Source organism: Clostridioides sp. ZZV15-6598, assembly GCF_020657705.1.
Classification (GTDB): Bacteria; Bacillota; Clostridia; order Peptostreptococcales; family Peptostreptococcaceae; genus Clostridioides; species Clostridioides difficile_F.
Map to the genome: position 1 here is coordinate 1 of NZ_JAGWCS010000022.1, position 17,951 is coordinate 17,951.

The 17,951-nt window shown below is 30.4% G+C and carries 16 protein-coding genes; 5 read left to right on the forward strand and 11 right to left on the reverse strand.

From position 1 onward, the window contains the following. The first annotated feature begins 53 nt into the window (after positions 1 to 53). The 5 genes from KGF50_RS06475 (at position 54) to KGF50_RS06495 (ending at position 3,105) form a co-directional block, all read left to right on the forward strand. Positions 54 to 668, forward strand: a complete 615-nt coding sequence (locus KGF50_RS06475) for a DNA alkylation repair protein (protein WP_227433785.1) — start codon at positions 54 to 56, stop codon at positions 666 to 668. A 17-nt stretch (positions 669 to 685) separates the two neighbouring features. Further along, complete coding sequence (locus tag KGF50_RS06480) at positions 686 to 1,045, forward strand: winged helix-turn-helix transcriptional regulator (protein WP_227847317.1); 360 nt, start codon at positions 686 to 688, stop codon at positions 1,043 to 1,045. 111 nt (positions 1,046 to 1,156) lie between these two features. Further along, a complete protein-coding gene (locus KGF50_RS06485; RefSeq protein WP_227847318.1) occupies positions 1,157 to 1,654 on the forward strand; it encodes a YbhB/YbcL family Raf kinase inhibitor-like protein in 498 nt (165 codons plus the stop codon). Positions 1,655 to 1,788: 134 nt separating this feature from the next. Beyond that, positions 1,789 to 2,163 carry a VOC family protein gene (locus tag KGF50_RS06490; protein WP_227847319.1) on the forward strand — a complete coding sequence of 125 codons (375 nt, stop codon included), beginning with the start codon at positions 1,789 to 1,791 and terminating at the stop codon, positions 2,161 to 2,163. 3 nt (positions 2,164 to 2,166) lie between these two features. Beyond that, positions 2,167 to 3,105, forward strand: a complete 939-nt coding sequence (locus tag KGF50_RS06495) for an AEC family transporter (protein WP_227847320.1) — start codon at positions 2,167 to 2,169, stop codon at positions 3,103 to 3,105. Between the two features lie 366 nt (positions 3,106 to 3,471). Here KGF50_RS06495 and secG read toward each other — a convergent pair whose 3' ends face one another. The 11 genes from secG to hydA all read right to left on the reverse strand — a co-directional run bounded on the left by secG (position 3,472) and on the right by hydA (position 17,815). Beyond that, complete coding sequence (gene secG, locus KGF50_RS06500; RefSeq protein WP_227433778.1) at positions 3,472 to 3,696, reverse strand: preprotein translocase subunit SecG; 225 nt, start codon at positions 3,694 to 3,696, stop codon at positions 3,472 to 3,474. A gap of 530 nt (positions 3,697 to 4,226) precedes the next feature. Beyond that, positions 4,227 to 5,519, reverse strand: coding sequence for a phosphopyruvate hydratase (eno, locus tag KGF50_RS06505; protein ID WP_227433777.1), 1,293 nt, complete (start codon positions 5,517 to 5,519; stop codon positions 4,227 to 4,229). Between the two features lie 533 nt (positions 5,520 to 6,052). Then, on the reverse strand, positions 6,053 to 7,582 hold the full coding sequence (gene gpmI / locus KGF50_RS06510) for a 2,3-bisphosphoglycerate-independent phosphoglycerate mutase (RefSeq protein ID WP_413926797.1): 1,530 nt from the start codon (positions 7,580 to 7,582) through the stop codon (positions 6,053 to 6,055). Positions 7,583 to 7,593: 11 nt separating this feature from the next. After that, positions 7,594 to 8,337 carry a triose-phosphate isomerase gene (gene tpiA, locus KGF50_RS06515; protein ID WP_227847322.1) on the reverse strand — a complete coding sequence of 248 codons (744 nt, stop codon included), beginning with the start codon at positions 8,335 to 8,337 and terminating at the stop codon, positions 7,594 to 7,596. A gap of 25 nt (positions 8,338 to 8,362) precedes the next feature. Beyond that, positions 8,363 to 9,565, reverse strand: a complete 1,203-nt coding sequence (locus tag KGF50_RS06520; RefSeq protein ID WP_227847323.1) for a phosphoglycerate kinase — start codon at positions 9,563 to 9,565, stop codon at positions 8,363 to 8,365. Between the two features lie 221 nt (positions 9,566 to 9,786). Next, positions 9,787 to 10,794, reverse strand: a complete 1,008-nt coding sequence (gap, locus tag KGF50_RS06525) for a type I glyceraldehyde-3-phosphate dehydrogenase (RefSeq protein ID WP_227433773.1) — start codon at positions 10,792 to 10,794, stop codon at positions 9,787 to 9,789. Between the two features lie 59 nt (positions 10,795 to 10,853). Next, positions 10,854 to 11,876: a sugar-binding transcriptional regulator gene (locus tag KGF50_RS06530; protein ID WP_227847324.1), complete on the reverse strand. Its 1,023-nt coding sequence runs from the start codon at positions 11,874 to 11,876 to the stop codon at positions 10,854 to 10,856. Then, positions 11,873 to 12,079 carry a hypothetical protein gene (locus tag KGF50_RS06535; protein ID WP_227847325.1) on the reverse strand — a complete coding sequence of 69 codons (207 nt, stop codon included), beginning with the start codon at positions 12,077 to 12,079 and terminating at the stop codon, positions 11,873 to 11,875. The genes KGF50_RS06530 and KGF50_RS06535 overlap by 4 nt, the downstream gene beginning before the upstream one ends. Positions 12,080 to 12,370: 291 nt before the next feature. Continuing rightward, positions 12,371 to 13,717 (reverse strand): RNA polymerase factor sigma-54, encoded by a 1,347-nt coding sequence (gene rpoN / locus KGF50_RS06540; protein ID WP_227847326.1) that lies wholly within the window; start codon positions 13,715 to 13,717, stop codon positions 12,371 to 12,373. A gap of 151 nt (positions 13,718 to 13,868) precedes the next feature. Further along, positions 13,869 to 16,430 carry a selenium-dependent xanthine dehydrogenase gene (gene xdh / locus KGF50_RS06545; RefSeq protein ID WP_227847327.1) on the reverse strand — a complete coding sequence of 854 codons (2,562 nt, stop codon included), beginning with the start codon at positions 16,428 to 16,430 and terminating at the stop codon, positions 13,869 to 13,871. Further along, a complete protein-coding gene (hydA, locus tag KGF50_RS06550; protein ID WP_227847328.1) occupies positions 16,424 to 17,815 on the reverse strand; it encodes a dihydropyrimidinase in 1,392 nt (463 codons plus the stop codon). Before hydA ends, xdh begins: the two co-directional genes overlap by 7 nt. Between the last annotated feature and the right edge of the window lie 136 nt (positions 17,816 to 17,951).

Sequence of the window (17,951 nt, forward strand, 5' to 3'; positions counted from 1 at the left end):
ATTATAAATAATATATTAAATTTAAACTAATCTACTTATTGGAGGAGATAAACTTGGAAGAAGTAATTGCAAAAATTATTACCATAGAAAATGGATTTAAAGAAATAGAAAATATTGCTAAAAAAATTGTAAAAAATAATGACTCAAAGAAATGTTATTATCTATCAATTTACTTATATAGATCAGAATACTATCAAGTAAGAGAATTAGCAGTGTTTATATTAGGCTTTATATCAATACATATTTCTGAAGCATTATTATTTTTAAAAAACAATGTGAGTAAAGATGAAAACTGGAGGGTACAAGAAATATTAGCTAAATCATTTGATTATTATTGTAGTGAAGTTGGATATGATAAATCACTTCCTGTGATAAAAGAGTGGTTAAGTTCTGACAATCCAAATATAAAGAGAGCTGTTACAGAAGGTCTTAGAGTTTGGACTATCCGAGACTATTTTAAAACCAACCCAACTGTAGCTATATCATTGCTTTCTAGTTTGAAAGATGAGGACAGTGAATACTTAAGAAAATCTGTTGGAAATGCTCTCAGAGACATAAGTAAAAAACATCCAGATTTAGTAAAAAACGAGTTAAACTCGTGGGATGTTTCAAATAAAAAAGTTGAACTTGTATATAAACTTGCTTCAAAACGTATTTTGGCAAAATAAATTGGAGGTGACTATACTTGAAGCTTCGTGAAAAATATACATGTCCATTAGAACTAACACATGATATGATAAAAGGTAAATGGAAGTCTATTATATTATGGAGATTACGTATAGGTCCAACTTCTCTATCAAAACTAGAAAAAGAGATTAATGGAATCAACCAAAAAATGTTGCTTGAACAACTTAAAGAACTAATTGAATTTGGGCTGGTTGATAAAAAAACCTATGAAGGATATCCACTTAAGGTTGAATATTCACTTACACCTATTCGTGGAAAACAGATGTTAGATGCTTTATCTATAATGCAAGATATAGGAATTAATTTTATGCTAGAGAATGGTATGGAAGATATTCTTGAGGAAAAGGGACTTTTATAGTAAACTAATACCCACAAAAAAGTAAGTAATTTACCATTATTTACAACTGGTATATAATAAACTTACAGAAAATTTTTATTAATTTATTATATATTTAGGAGGTAAATTATTATGAAAGTAACTAGTACAGGTATAGTAAATGGTGTTATAGAAGATAAATATGGGAAAAGAGGAAATCAATTTAACAAAGGTGGTATGCCTACATATTCATTACCTCTAAAATTTGAAGATGCTCCAGAGCATACAGTATCCTTTGCTGTATTTTTAGAGGACAAAGATTCAGTTCCCGTATGTGGATTTGCATGGATACATTGGCTAGCTGCAAATATAACAAAAGATGAATTAAAGGAAAATGAAAGCATAGCAGCTACTGATTTTATTCAAGGAACTACTAGTTGGCATAGTAAATTAGGTGATATTGGCAGATTAGAAGCTAGTGTATATGGTGGCATGGCTCCTCCAGATAGACCACATGTTTATGAAATACATGTGTTTGCACTTGATACTACTCTTAATCTTGAAAAGGGATTTTATATGAATGAGCTTTTTGAAGCCATGGATGGACATGTTTTAGATAGATTTACATTGAAAGGAAGTTATTCTAATTGATAATAAGTTATTCTAGTTAATTAGATTTACTATAGCTAATCATTAATTAATTTGTTACACTTAATTAATGATTAGCTTAATTGTTATTAAATTATTTTTCTATTTTAATCTATATAAAATTTCGAGGAGTTATTATGATAAAAAAAATAGACCATGTGGTCATTACTACTAATAATATAGAAAATTGTATGAGTTTTTATAAAAAACTTGGTTTTACACTAAAGAAAACAAATGAAAGATATGAACTTTACTCTGGAGATTTCAAAATAAATGTCCATTTAAAAGGTCATGAACTTTCGCCTCACAGCAAAAACGTACAAACAGGTAGTGCTGATTTGTGTTTTGAGATAAATACTAATATTGACATGACAAAAACAAACTTAGAACAAAATGGGATTCAAATTGAGCAAGGAATTGTAGAACGTACAGGAGTCTTTGGTAAAATGAAGTCTATTTACTTAAGAGACCCTGATGGAAATTTAATTGAATTGTCAAGTTATGGAGAATAAACTTTGGAAAATTTAATTCTATCTATAAATGTCGTTCTTCCTTTGTTTCTCACAATGTCACTTGGGTATGCTCTGAAAAAATTAGGTTTATTTGATGAACATACTTTAAATAAAATGAATAATGTTTGTTTCAAATCTTTCCTGCCATTATTATTATTTTTTAATATATACAATACGGATTTAAATGGCTCTCTCAACCTCAAACTTATGGCTGTAGCTGTTATAAGTATTTTTTCAATCTTTTTACTCTTAGTTTTTATTATACCTAAAATTGAAAAAGATAATAAAACAAGAGGTGCTTTAATACAAGGTATATTTCGCAGTAACTTTGTTATATTTGGTATACCTGTAACAATCTCACTATTTGGTGATAAAAATATTGGGGTTACATCTTTATTAATTGCAGTTATTGTTCCTATGTTCAATGTATTATCAGTCGTAATACTTGAAATTTTTAGAGGTGGTAAAATAAATATAAAGCACATGATTAAGGGTGTTTTAACAAATCCACTCATAATCGCTTCTGTAATAGGATTGATAATGCTTATTTTAAATATTGACATCCCTGAATTTTTACATAAAACTATTGGTGATATTTCTAGAATCGCTACTCCTCTATCACTTATAATTCTAGGTGGCTCTTTTAGCTTTTCTGCTATAAAGGGACATATAAGACCTATTATACTGGGTGTGTGCGGAAAACTTATTCTTATACCTGCTATATTTTTACCAGTCAGCATTTTTCTTGGATTTAGAAATGTAGAATTGGCCTCACTTATGATAATGTTATCTGCTCCAACTGCTATTTCTTCATTTACAATGGCTCAACAGATGAATTCTGATAGTGAACTTGCTGGACAAATTGTAGTATTTACTTCTGCATTTTCAATAATTACAGTATTTATAATAATATTTATATTAAAGCAGAACAATCTTATTTAGTAATATTAGATAAAATAAATTAGTATCATGAGAAATATATATAAAATTGATTTAGTTTCATAAAAAGATATGTGATTATAACTATTTTTACTATAAAACTTGATGGATATTATCTCATAAAATATATCGAAACTACTGTTGCCATTTATTGTTTAGTTTTAAAAAATGTACATAAATGCAAACAATAAATACAAACAGATAATCAATCTATAAAATAAAAACTGGACTAATAATATAAAATCATTAGTCCAGCTTTTGTTTTTCGTACTTTTTTATGTTGACGTACTTTTATTAAAAACTAAATTTAATTTTTAAATGTCTAGCAAATGCACTAATTAAATAATGGCCAGTTATTCAACAATATCACTACTTCTTAACTATAAGTAGTGCCAATGCATTTATAAAAAATAATACTGCTGTTATCTTTGTAACTCTAGCAAGAAATGCTTGTTTTCCTTTTGGTTTAAAGTAAGCTTGACTTCCTTCTCCACCAAACTCTGAAGGTAAAGCATTCTTAGAATCTTGAGGCATTATGCTAATTACTAGTAAAATCCCTAGTACTACTTGCACACCCATTAAAATGTTGCCCATTCTTGCCCCTCCTATCTTTTTATTACTTAAATTTCATTACTCTTTAGTGTATCACAATAATATAGTCATTTCAAGACCATTTCATTATAAATCACAAACAAAACTTATATCAAACTGCTAGAAGATTTTAATGTATTTTTACATAGGAAAATCAATAAATTTTAGAAAAGAAAAATATTTAAATTAATCAATAAATTAACACCTAAAATAGTCAACTCACACATTATATACTATCAAAAGTCATCAAAATATATCTGTAGTTTTGAATTATAGCAATTATTTTAAAATATAGCAATCACTTAGAAATATAGATATATATTTGAATTATAAACCTACTTCTACTAATAAATATTTTTAATGATAACTGTGATTAAAATAATCTATATCAAAGCTTTTATTTATTTTCCTAATAAGAATAATTTAAATACAAAAAGGGATAAGTAACTTGAAAAATCAATTAACACTTATCCCTTTTATCTCTTATAATATAAACTTAAAATCTTTTATACTATCTTCTTAATCTTTAAAAACTATTTTTTTAAGTTATAGAAAGATTTTAATCCACAGTATCTAGCTTGCTCTCCAACCATTTCTTCTATTCTTAATAATTGGTTGTATTTAGCAACTCTATCAGTTCTTGATGGAGCACCAGTTTTTATTTGTCCAGCATTTACTGCAACAGCTAAATCTGCTATAGTAGAATCTTCAGTTTCTCCTGATCTATGAGATATAACAGCAGTGTATCCTGCTCTCTTAGCCATTTCTATTGCGTCTAAAGTTTCAGTTATTGTACCTATTTGGTTAACTTTAACTAATATAGAGTTAGCTACTCCATTTTCAATTCCTTTTTCTAATCTTTCTGTATTAGTAACAAATAAGTCATCTCCAACTAATTGTAATTTGTTTCCTAATTTTTCAGTTAATAATTTCCATCCATCCCAATCTTCTTCATCTAAACCATCTTCTATAGTTATTATTGGGAAGTTGTTTGACCAATCTTCATATAAAGCAACCATTTCAGCAGCAGTTAATTCTTTTCCTTCTCCAGCTAAAACGTATTTTTTAGTTTCTTTGTTGTACATTTCTGTAGCAGCAACGTCAAGTCCTAACATAACATCTTCTCCTGGCTTATATCCAGCTTTTGTTATAGCTTCAACTATTAATTCTAAAGCTTCTCTGTTTGAACCTAGGTTTGGAGCGAATCCACCTTCGTCACCTACACCACAAGCTAATCCTTTTTCTCCTAAAACTTTCTTTAATGAATGGAATACTTCTGCTCCCATTCTTAAACCTTCTTTAAAGCAACAAGCTCCTACTGGTAATATCATGAATTCTTGAACATCAACGTTATTATCAGCATGTTCTCCACCATTTAATATGTTCATCATTGGTACAGGTAATTGTTTAGCATTTACTCCACCTAAGTATTGGAATAATGGTAAACCTATTTCATCAGCAGCTGCTCTAGCTACTGCCATTGAAACACCTAATATAGCATTAGCTCCTAATTTACCTTTGTTTGGAGTTCCATCTAATTCTATCATCATTGCATCTATCGCTGGTTGGTCAAATGCATCCATTCCTTCGATTTCTGGTGCTATTATTTCATTTACGTTAGCAACAGCTGTTTCTACACCTTTTCCTAAGTATCTTCCTTTGTCTCCATCTCTTAATTCAACAGCTTCAAAAGCTCCTGTAGATGCACCTGATGGAACTATTGCTCTTCCCATTGCTCCATCTTCTAATACTACTTCAACTTCTACAGTTGGATTTCCTCTTGAGTCTAATACTTCTCTAGCATATACTAATTCAATAACTGACATTTGTATATCTCCCTTCGATTTTTCTATTAGTTAAATTTTCATTTACTGTAAACATCCGTCTACTAGTTTTAATCTACTTATTATATTATAGTACAGAAAGTTATTTTTGAAAATTAGATACAAATTTATTTGATGGGTAAATTTGTAAAAGTTTCTATTTTTATTTTATTTTTTATAATTTTTAACTTATCTATTATTCAAAATCAATCTTCAATACATAAATATATAAATAAATTTAAAACATGAAACACAAAATGTACAACTAATGATTCTAATAATTTTTGATTTTATAATATATATTAATTATTATTTTTTACATCATTTTATTTAAACTTTATAAAATACACTTAAACTAAAATACTTTTTAAGTTTATTTTATTGTAAGTTACTATACTACTTATTAAGTCAATAACTTTATTAAATCAATTTATAAGCTTATTAAACAATTTCTAGCACCTAATTTTGCATCTTCAAATTCTTGACCAACAACTTTAAATGGCACTAGATTAATAGATAATACTTATTAAATTTAACTATTTTGAAATAAGTGAATGACCAGTCATTTCTTCTGGTTTTTCTAACTTCATCATATCTAAAACAGTTGGTGCTATATCAGATAATCTTCCTGAATCTAATAATTTTACACCTTCAAATTCTTGTCCAACAACCACAAATGGCACTGGATTAATAGAGTGAGCTGTTACAGTCTTTCCTGTTTGTGGGTCTAACATGTATTCAGCATTTCCATGGTCAGCAGTTATTATTGCACTTCCACCTAGCTCTATTATTTTGTCTACTAATTTTCCTACACAAGTATCTACAGTCTCAACAGCCTTTATAGCTGCTTCAATATTTCCTGTATGTCCTACCATGTCAGGATTTGCAAAGTTTAAAACTATAAAGTCAAACTTATCTTCTCCTAATCTTTCTAAAGCTTTGTCTGTTAATTCATATGCAGACATCTCTGGTTGTAAGTCGTAAGTTGCAACCTTTGGAGAAGGTATTAATAATCTCTCTTCACCTTTGTTTGGCTCTTCTACTCCACCATTGAAGAAGAAAGTAACATGTGCATATTTTTCAGTTTCAGCAGCTCTTAATTGAGTCTTTCCATTTTTAGCTAGATACTCGCCTAGAGTATTAGTTAAAGATTGAGGTCCAAATGCTATATGCACTTCTTTTATAGTTATATCGTATTCTGTTAAACATACAAAGAAGTTTTTAATTTCTTCTCTTTTAAATCCATCAAACTCTTCACTTACTAAAGCTCTTGTTATTTGTCTTGCTCTATCTGGTCTGAAATTAAAGAATATAATTGAATCATTTTCTTTTATACTTCCAACTGCTTTATCGTCTTTAACAATAACTGTTGGCATTATAAATTCATCATTTTTTCCATTATCATAAGAGTTTTGAATAGCTTCTTCAATAGAAGTTGCTTTTTCACCAATACCTCTAACCATAGCATTGTATGCAAGTTCTACTCTTTCCCATCTCTTATCTCTATCCATTGCATAGTATCTACCAGAAACTGTAGCAAATTCACCTACTCCAATTTCATTCATACTAGCTTGTACTTTCTTAGCATATTCCAATGCACTTTGAGGGTCAGTATCTCTACCATCAGTAAATGCATGAACATACACTTTTTCTACACCTTTATCTTTTGCCATTTTGATTATGGCTTTAAGATGGTCTATATGTGAATGTACTCCACCATCAGACAAAAGACCCATTACATGAAGAGAATGTTCTTTTGCATTGTTCATAGCTTCACATAAAACTTTATTATTAAAAAAGTCACCATCTTTTATAGATTTTGTTATTCTAGTTAAATCTTGATATACAATTCTACCTGCACCTATATTAGTATGGCCAACTTCTGAATTTCCCATTTGACCATCAGGTAGACCAACATCAAGACCACTAGCATTTATTAATGTGTTTGGATATTTTTTCATTATTCTGTCTAAATTAGGAATCTTGGACTCAGCAATTGCATTTCCCTTAACTTCCTTATTATATCCAAACCCGTCCATAATAATTAAAGCAACTGGTTTTTTCATCATTTCACTCCTTAGAAATTAACAAGGTCTAAATAGTCATTAGCAGCTAAACTAGCTCCACCTACTAAAGCTCCATCTATATCACTTTGACCCATTATTTCAGCTACATTTGAAGGTTTAACACTTCCACCATATTGTATTCTAACTTCATTAGCTAACTCTCCATATAATCCTTTTATAACTTCTCTTATATAAGATATAACATCATTAGCATCTTCAGCAGTTGCAGTTTTACCAGTTCCAATAGCCCATATTGGCTCATATGCAACAACTACTTTTGCTAAATCATCTTTAAGAACATTTTCTAAAGCTTTTTCAACTTGAACTTTACAAACATCTTTAGTTTTTCCAGCTTCTCTTTGTTCTAAAGTCTCACCAACACATAGTATTGGGTCTATTTCTACTTCTAGAGCTTTTAAAACTTTTTTGTTTACAGTTTCATCAGTTTCATTGAAGTATTGTCTTCTTTCTGAATGTCCTATTACAACATAGTCCATATCTATTTCTTTTAACATAAGAGGTGAAACTTCTCCTGTAAATGCCCCTTTTTCTTCAAAGTGCATATTTTGAGCACCTATCTTTATATTTGTACCCTTAGTAGCTTCTTTTAAATCCTTCAATAAAGTAAATGGTGCGCATATAACAGCTTCTGCTTTATCAGCATCAACTTTGCCTTTAACTTCATTTACAAATTCTAAAGCTTCTTTTATTGTTTTATGCATTTTCCAGTTTCCTGCAATTATAGGTTTTCTCATTTTACAATCTCCTCTATATAGTAGTTTATTTATTATCTAATGCTGCAATACCTGGTAATTCTTTACCTTCTAAAAATTCTAGTGATGCTCCTCCACCTGTTGATACGTGAGTCATCTTATCACCAAATCCTAATTGATTAACTGCTGCTGCACTATCTCCACCACCAATTACAGTAGTTGCATCAGTTAATTCTGCCATAGCTTTAGCTACTGATAGTGTTCCATTTGCAAAGTTTTCAAATTCAAATACTCCCATTGGTCCGTTCCATACTACAGTTTTTGATTCTTTTATAGTTTTTACAAAGTTTGCTATAGTCTTAGGTCCCATATCTAGTCCCATATAATCTTCTTTTACATTAGCATCTTCCGTTACTATTGGAGTTGCATCTGGTGCAAAGTGGTCTGCCATGACAACATCTACTGGTAATAATAAATTAACTCCTTTAGCCTTAGCTTTTTCCATCATTTCTTTTGCATATTCTACTTTATCTATTTCAAGTAAAGATGTTCCTACTTCATAACCTTGAGCTTTTAGGAATGTATAAGCCATTCCTCCACCTATTATTAGATTATCAACTTTTTCTAATAATTCATTTATAACAGCTAATTTATCAGAAACCTTAGCTCCTCCAAGTATCGCTGTAAATGGTCTTACAGGATTTGCAACAGCTTCTCCTAAGAATTTTAATTCTTTTTGAATTAAGTATCCGCAAACTCTCTCTTGTAAAAATTCTCCTGCTCCAACAGTTGAACAATGTGCTCTATGAGCAGTTCCAAATGCATCATTTACAAATATTTCAGCAAGTGAAGCTAATTCTTTAGAGTAGTTTTCTTCATTTTTAGTTTCTTCTTTTCTATATCTAGTATTTTCTAATAATACTACATCTCCGTTTTCCATTTTTTCAGTAGCTCTTTTTGCATTTTCTCCTACAACATTATCATCTGCTGCAAACACAACTTCTTTACCTAACATTTCAGATAATCTCTTTGCAACTGGTGCTAAAGATAATTCTGGCTTAGCTTCTCCCTTTGGTTTTCCTAAATGAGAACATAATATAACTTTTGCTCCTTTAGAAATTAAATATTGAATTGTTGGTAAAGCTCCGTTTAATCTATTTTCATCAGTAATTACACCATCTTGTAATGGTACATTAAAGTCACATCTCACTAATACTTTTTTCCCGCACACATCAATATCTTCTATAGTTTTTTTGTTTAGCATTGACATAAATATCTCTCCTTTTAATAAAGTAATTTTTTATTGCCAAGTATAATATAGTACATACTTTTACCCTATTAAATATATCATATTATCATATTTTTATATATAGTATGTAACATTATTTAGGTGTATTTTATATATTTTTTCTTAAAAAAAGTCCAGAGTCCGTAGTGTTAAACTACAAACTCGGACTTTGTCAATCTACTTTTCTATTTTCTAAAAGCTGACTATTTTGCTAATTGTGCAAAGTATCCTAAAGTTCTTATTAATTGAGAAGTATAAGACATTTCATTGTCATACCAAGAAACAACTTTAACTAATTGTTTTCCATCTACTTCCATAACTTTTGTTTGAGTAGCGTCAAATAATGAACCGTAGCTTATTCCGATTATATCAGAAGATACTAACATTTCTTCAGTGTATCCGAAAGATTCGTTTGAAGCTTCTTTCATAGCTGCATTTATTTCTTCAACTGTAACATTTTTTCCTAATGTACAAACTAATTCAGTTATTGAACCAGTTACAACTGGTACTCTTTGTGCTGCTCCATCTAATTTTCCTTTTAATGCAGGTATTACTAGACCGATTGCTTTTGCAGCTCCTGTAGTGTTTGGAACTATATTTCCAGCAGCGGCTCTAGCTCTTCTTAAATCACCTTTTGGATGAGGACCATCTAAAGTATTTTGGTCATTAGTGTATGCATGTATAGTAGTCATTAATCCTTTTTCTATACCGTATTTATCATTTAATACTTTAGCCATTGGAGCTAAACAGTTAGTTGTACAAGAAGCTCCTGATATAACTGTTTCAGAACCATCTAATATGTCACTGTTTGTGTTGAATACTATTGTTTTTAAATCTCCAGTTGCTGGTGCAGATATAACAACTTTTTTAGCTCCTGCTTGTATATGAGCTTCTGCTTTATCTTTAGAAGTAAAGAATCCTGTACATTCTAATACTATGTCTACTCCTAATTCAGCCCATGGTAGGTCAGCAGGATTTCTTTCTGCTGTTACTTTTATTTCTTTTCCGTTTACTATAAAAGCACCTTCTTTAACTTCTATTTCACCGTTAAATCTTCCTTGAGCTGTATCATATTTAAATAAATGAGCTAACATTTTAGCATCTGTTAAGTCGTTTATTGCAACAACTTCAAACTTATCTTGTTGCTCCATCATTTTTCTTAATGCTAATCTTCCTATTCTTCCAAATCCATTTATAGCTACTTTAACCATTTTCGCTACCTCCTATAAAGTAAATGTATGTTGTCTAGCTCTGTGCTAGTTCTCGACTTTTATAATAATGACAATATCTTATAAGCACTTTCTTCATCTGTTACAAGAACCATGTTTTTATGCATATTTGATATGGCTAATAAGGCTTCTACTTTTTCTGTTCCTGCAAAGATTGCAATAGTTTCTTTTACTTCTTTAACTGTCTCTAAATCAATTCCAACAGTATTTAATTTATAAACTATTTCTCCATCTTTGTTGAAATAATATCCAAATGCTTCTCCAACCGCATTTTTAGATAAGATTTCGTTGACTTTATCTTCTGGAAGTTTTCTTCTCTTTGCCATGACATCTGCTCTACCTATGCTGAAAACTAAAATGTCTGTTCTTTTAATATACTCCAAAGTTGTCTTAATCTCTGGCACTTGGCTAAGAGTTTTCATTGCACTCTCGTCCAACTCATCTGGTATATGTAAAAGTTTGCAATTAGAGTGTAATTTCTTACTTACTGAAGCAACTATACTATTAGACTGCATCTCTACATCAGTTCCCATACTTCCTCTAGCTGGCACTATTGTAGAATTTGGATACCTTTTATCAGTTTTAATAACGTTTGAAAACTCTAACATAGTGCTTCCCCCTGTTATTGAAACGATATCTCCATCTTTTAAAATACTTAAGAAATGCTCACATCCATATCTAGTTACATCTTTTAGTAAGCTTCCATTTTCATCACAACTTCCAGGAACTAGTATTACCTTTTTTATTCCAAGCTTTTCTCTGACCCTATCTTGTAACTTAGACAGTCCCATGATGTCACTCATGATGTCTTTAAGTTTATCTAATAAATCAGAACCTTCTTTAGTGATAGTCATTCCAGATACAGCAACATCTATAAGTCCTTGCTCTTTTAAAAACTCTGTTTCTGACCTAATTATTCTTTCACTAATTTCTAATATATTTGATAAAGTTCTTCTACCTATTGGTTCACTTAAAGATATTTGTCTTAAAATAGAGTATCTTCTTTCCATAAGTTCAATTGCCTGTGGAATTAGTTTCTTTTGAATTTCTAATAAGTTCTTCATAACATACTCCTTATTGCTTTCCTTAAGGGACTTTTTTTGTCCCTAGTGTTTATTTCAGTCCCACAAGATAATTTTATTTTATAGGATTTGCGTATAGATTTCAATAGTTTTTCAAAAACTTTTTTATTTTTTTGTTTTATAGCAATTTCTCCACCATTTTCAAAGTACAGTATTTTTTCTTTTTTATATAATATTTTTTCCATATATTTTTATGGTTTTTATTCTAATATTTTTGACTCAATCTTATATGTTCTACTCTGCTAGATTCTATATGTCTTTGTTTTTATACTTTATGTTTTTATTTTTATACTCTTAAAATTAACAATAACAGTTTATTTATCTCTGTATTTTTTTAACTCTAGTTATCGTTATAAGGCCTGATTTTTTCCTAATATTTAATTTTCTTTCCAATACTTAAATTCATTTGTATAATGCTTATTTGTCTTTTAATTAGCCTTTTCCCCTTATTTTACTAATACTTATTTCTCTTTTTACTAATATTCTTTTCTCTTACTTGAAGACAAAATTCCTAATTCTTCACGATACTTGGCAACTGTTCTCCTTGCAACATTGATTCCTTTTTCTTTTAATAGCTTAGATATATGGTCATCACTTAAAGGTTTCTTTTTATTTTCGTCTTTTATTGTTTCCTTTATAATTTTTTTTATGCTTGTACTAGATGCCATTTCATGATTTTCAGTTTCAATAGCACTACTGAAAAAGTATCTAAATTCATATACTCCAAAAGGTGTCAGCATATATTTCCCATTTACACCTCTACTTATAGTAGATTCATGAAAATCTAATTTTTCTGCTATGTCTTTCATTTTTAAGGGCTTTATATATTTTGTTCCTTTTCGCAAAAATTCATCTTGAGCTTTTACTATTTCTTCTGCAATCTTAAGTACTGTAGTCTTTCTACTTTCTATATTTTTCATAAGCCCTGTTGCTGAATTTAGTCTTTCTTTTATAAATTCCTTTGCACTTTCATCGGACTGCGAATTTTTTAGTATGTCTTTATAATAACTGTTTATTTTTATTTGATAGGAGTCTTTTTCATTTAAATATACAATAAATTCATCATCAATTTTTTCAACTGTTACATCTGGTTGGATATATACACTTTTTTCTACTGAACATGTTCTTCCTGGCTTAGGGTCTAATGTCTTAATTATATTTATTAGTTCGACGCATTTTTGTAGCGACATATTGTATTTTTTGCTTATCTCTTTATATTTATTATTTGCAATTAAATTTAAGTCTTTTGTAACGATTTCCTCTAAAATTTCATTATATATTCCTAAGCTTGCCATTTGAATCATCAGACATTCTGAAAGACTTCTTGCACCTACTCCACTAGGTTCCAACTGCTGAACACTAATCAAGCATTTTTCAAAAAGTTCTTCATCTATCTTTAAAGTATCAACAATTACTTTTTCCTCAGTTCTCAAATATCCGTCCTCATCTAAGCTATCAATTATATACTCACAGACTTTCATTTGTTTATCTGTTAGCTTATATAAGCTTATCTGAAACTTCAAATCCTCATATAAATTTGACGAATATTTAACTAAATTTTCTAGATTAACTTCATTGTCAGGGTTATAACTTATTTCTGTTCTATCTAAACGTCTTGATTTTTCCATATCTTTTATATATTCTTCCCAATTTATCTCCCCACTTTTCTCAACTTCGACTAATGGGTTATTCTCTGCTTCCCTTTTAATCTCTTCTTCTAACTCCAACTTACTCATATTTAATATTGATAATGATTGCTTAAGTTGTGTAGTCATTATTAGCTTCTGAGACTGAGTTAATTCTAGACTATTATTAAAATTCATTTTGCTCACCTCTCAATTTTATTAAACTTATTTTATAAAAGAAAAACCCTCCTGTATATGTATATTCTATCATTTAAAATATACCTTATGCAAAAGGGTTTTTTTTATTTACAATTTAATTGATTTTTTTTATTTAATATTTATTTTTTTGTTACTTTTTTTTACTATATGGCGTATTTTGAAGTGGTAGTTCAGTTCTAAACTCTTTATCAAATACATAATAAGCATTTTGCACTGCTGGAGCAGTAGGAACTGTACAAATCTCTCCCACACCTTTTGCACCATAAGCCAATAAATCTTTGTTTTTTTCAACTATTACAGCTTGTATTTCTGGTATATCTGTAGACTTAAATAAGCCTAATGTACCAAATTTAGCTGTAGGTACAGAGTTAACTACTGGGTAATCCTCTGTTAAGGCATATCCAAGACCCATAACAACTCCACCTTCTATTTGCCCTTCTAAACTGATTGGGTTTATAGCTCTTCCTACGTCATGTGCTGCTACTACTTTCTCTAATTTTCCATTTTCATCTAGCATTACAACTTGTGTTGCATATCCATAAGCTACATGGCTTACTGGATTTTCTTTATCAGAACCCATTTTGTCTGTAACACTTGCATATTCTCCGTAAAATTCTTCTCCCTCTAAATCAGACAATACTTTACCAGTTGCTAGAGCTTCTTTTAATTTAATTGATGCTACCTTAGTAGCTTCACCTGTAAACACTGTCTGTCTTGAAGCTGTAGTATTTCCAGAGTCTGGTGTCAAGTGAGTATCAGGAACTTCATGCACTATGTTTTCAGGTAGTAAATTAGCAGTTTCACAAACCACTTGAGTCATAACAGTACCAAGACCTTGACCTATACAAGAGGCACTTGTTCTTATATGAACTTTGCCATCTTTTATTACCAATCTACATCTTCCAACATCAGGTATCCCAACCCCTACACCACTATTTTTCATTGCACAAGCTATACCTGCACGTGGGTGTTTTTCATACTCTTCTTTTACAGCTTCTAATGTTTCTGCCATTGCTGTACCTTCATCTGCAAATTGGCCATTTGGTAAAACTTGGCCAGGTCTTATTGCATTTTTATATCTTATTTCCCAAGGTGATATTCCAGCCATTTCAGCAAGTAAATTTAAGTTACACTCTGTAGCAAAACAACTTTGCGTAACTCCAAAACCTCTAAATGCTCCTCCAGGAGGATTATTAGTATATACTGCTGTTCCAGTTATATCAATATCCTGATAATTGTATGGTCCTGCTGCATGAGTACATAATCTTTGTAATACTGGCCCTCCAAGAGATGCATAAGCACCTGTATCAGATATTATAGTTGCTTTCATACCTGTTAGATAGCCATTTTCATCACATGCTGTTGTAAATTCCATTTCTGTAGCATGTCTTTTTGGATGAACAATGATACTTTCTTTTCTTGTAAGCTGAACTTTTACAAATCTCTTAGTATGGTATGCAAGTAAGGCTGCATGGTGTTGAACACTCATATCTTCTTTTCCACCAAATCCGCCTCCTACCATCTTATTTATCACTCTTACTTTTTCATGTGGTAATCCTAACATATCTGCACATTCATGTTGAGTAGCAAATACCCCCTGGTCTGTTGAGTAGATTATTACTCCATCTTCTTCATAAGGACCTGCCACTGCACATTCAGGTTCTAAAAATGCATGTTCTGTTGCAGGTGTAGTGTATTTTTTAGTTACAATATATTTTGAATTTCTTATTTTTTCTTCAGCATTTCCTCTTACTAAGTGTTCCTTAACAAGTACATTACCTGTTTCATGTATCTTTGGAGCATCTTCTTTAAGTGCCTCTGCTGTAGTACTTAAAGGTGTCAATTCTTCATAATCTATCTTAACTAGTTTTTTCGCTTCTTCCAACGCTTCTCTAGTTTCTGCTGCTACTAAAACTATTCCATCCCCTAAATATCTAGTTATTTCGCCTTCTGGGATTAAAGTATCCCAATCTTTCTTTAAGTGGCCTACTTTTATAGTTCCTGGAATATCTTTAGCTGTAAGAACTGCAACAACTCCTGGGTAAGCTTTTGCTTCTTCTATATCTATCTTTTTAACTAATGCTCTTGGATATTTGGCTCTAACTGCTGAACCATAAATCATACCTTCTAATCTTATATCATCTACATATTCAGAGTATCCAAGTGTTTTACCTACTGCATCAACTCTATGAAGACTTTCACCAACTAGACCTTTGCAGTTTACTTTTGGCACATCTATATCTTCTCTAAATATCTTTGCTGCCAAACTCACCGCTTTAATTATTTTTACATAACCTGTACATCTACATATATTACCTTTTAAAGCTTTTTTTATGTCATCTTCAGTAGGATTATTATTAACGTCTATAAGTGCTTTTGAACTAATTACCATACCTGGGATACAAAATCCACATTGAACAGCTCCTTGGCTGGCAAAAGAATATGCAAAAACATCTCTTTCTCTTTCTGATAATCCTTCTATAGTTGTTATATTTTTTCCAGCTAATTTATCAGTTTTAAATACACATGCTTTAGTTGCTTTACCATCTATTATGACCATACAAGTTCCGCAAGCACCTTCTGAACAGCCATTTTTAACTGAAGTTATATTCATATCTTCTCTAAGGAAGTCTAAAAGTTTTTTGCCTTCTTTTGCAACAACTTTCTCTCCGTTTAATATAAATTCTACCATTCTCTAGCCCCCTCTGTTAGACGCCTTTTTATATATCTCCCACTTGGAGTATTACAAATTAATTCTCCCTCTCTAACAACTTCTTTTCCTCTTAAATAAACATGCTCTATTTGACAATCTACTTCATAACCTTCATAAGGCGTATAATCTACATTTTGTAATTGTTTTTTTGCTTCTATTTTAGATTTTTTATTTGGATTTAAAACTAATATATCTGCATCACTACCTATTTCTATAGTTCCTTTTTCAGGATACATCCCAAATAATTTAGCGGCATTAGTCGATGTTACTTCTACCATCTTGTTGATAGATATTTTATTTTTACAGACTCCATATGTGTATAAAACACTCATTCTATGTTCCACACCTGGAGAACCATTAGGAATTTTACTGAAATCGTTTATTCCAAGTTCCTTTTGCCCCTTATAATTAAAAGAACAGTGGTCTGTACCTATAGTATCTATTTGATTATTTGAAATAGCATTCCATAAAATTTCATTATTTTCTTTATTTCTTAAAGGTGGTGACATTACATATTTAGCACTTTCAAATCCATCTAAATCGTATAATTCATCACTTAATAGAAGGTATTGAGGACAAGTTTCAACTATCACGTCTACTCCTCTTTGCTTAGCTTTTAGAACTTCTTCCAAAGATTCTTTACAACTTAGATGAACAACATACACCTTAGAATTTGCAACTTCTGCTATCTTCATAAGTCTTGAAGTAGCTTCTGCTTCTAATATAGCTGGTCTAGTTAATTGATGATATTTTGGAGATAAATTATTTTCTGCTTTTGCTTTATCCACAAGTTCACATATTATATCCCCATTTTCACAATGGAATCCAATAATTCCTCCTACCTCTTCTGCTTTTCTCAAAGCTTCAAAGATAACACCATCATCAACTTGAAGGCTTCCTTTATATGCCATATACAATTTAAATGAGGATACTCCCTCTTTCACCATGTCTTCCATTTCATTACAAACTGAAGCATTCCAGTCTGTTATAGCCATGTGAAAACCATAGTCTGAATAAGATTTATCTCTAGCTTTTTCATGCCACTCATCTAATCCTTCTTTTAAAGAACAACCTCTCGATTGTGTAGCAAAATCTAAGATAGTCGTAGTACCTCCAACTATTGCAGCTTTTGTTCCTGTTTCAAAATTATCTGCTGTCTTAGTAGTTCCTGTATCTAAGTCAAAGTGAGTGTGTGTATCTATACCTCCTGGTATAACATAAGAATCACTAACATCAACTATTTCATCATTTTCTTTTGATATATCAATACCTATATCAACTATTTTCTCATTTTCTATTCTTACATCTGCACAGTAAGTTTTTTCACTTGTTACTACTTTCCCACCTTTTAAAACAATTCCCATATAGACTCCACCTTACTTATAACGTATCAATTTATTTTATCTGAAGAAATTAACTTAAAGTAATTTGACTAGGGCATTTATACACAGTAAATGTATAAACTTGCTTATCTAATATATTTTATTATCCTAATATATC

What these genes read in the sequence shown, in the direction of transcription:
- KGF50_RS06485 (WP_227847318.1), top strand. Translation starts at nt 1,157, where the DNA reads ATGAAAGTAACTAGTACAGGTATAGTAAATGGTGTTATAGAAGATAAA.
- KGF50_RS06490 (WP_227847319.1), top strand. Translation starts at nt 1,789, where the DNA reads ATGATAAAAAAAATAGACCATGTGGTCATTACTACTAATAATATAGAA.
- secG (WP_227433778.1), bottom strand. Translation starts at nt 3,696, where the DNA reads ATGGGCAACATTTTAATGGGTGTGCAAGTAGTACTAGGGATTTTACTA.
- eno (WP_227433777.1), bottom strand. Translation starts at nt 5,519, where the DNA reads ATGTCAGTTATTGAATTAGTATATGCTAGAGAAGTATTAGACTCAAGA.
- gpmI (WP_413926797.1), bottom strand. Translation starts at nt 7,582, where the DNA reads ATGAAAAAACCAGTTGCTTTAATTATTATGGACGGGTTTGGATATAAT.
- tpiA (WP_227847322.1), bottom strand. Translation starts at nt 8,337, where the DNA reads ATGAGAAAACCTATAATTGCAGGAAACTGGAAAATGCATAAAACAATA.
- KGF50_RS06520 (WP_227847323.1), bottom strand. Translation starts at nt 9,565, where the DNA reads ATGTCAATGCTAAACAAAAAAACTATAGAAGATATTGATGTGTGCGGG.
- gap (WP_227433773.1), bottom strand. Translation starts at nt 10,794, where the DNA reads ATGGTTAAAGTAGCTATAAATGGATTTGGAAGAATAGGAAGATTAGCA.
- KGF50_RS06530 (WP_227847324.1), bottom strand. Translation starts at nt 11,876, where the DNA reads ATGAAGAACTTATTAGAAATTCAAAAGAAACTAATTCCACAGGCAATT.
- KGF50_RS06535 (WP_227847325.1), bottom strand. Translation starts at nt 12,079, where the DNA reads ATGGAAAAAATATTATATAAAAAAGAAAAAATACTGTACTTTGAAAAT.
- rpoN (WP_227847326.1), bottom strand. Translation starts at nt 13,717, where the DNA reads ATGAATTTTAATAATAGTCTAGAATTAACTCAGTCTCAGAAGCTAATA.
- xdh (WP_227847327.1), bottom strand. Translation starts at nt 16,430, where the DNA reads ATGGTAGAATTTATATTAAACGGAGAGAAAGTTGTTGCAAAAGAAGGC.
- hydA (WP_227847328.1), bottom strand. Translation starts at nt 17,815, where the DNA reads ATGGGAATTGTTTTAAAAGGTGGGAAAGTAGTAACAAGTGAAAAAACT.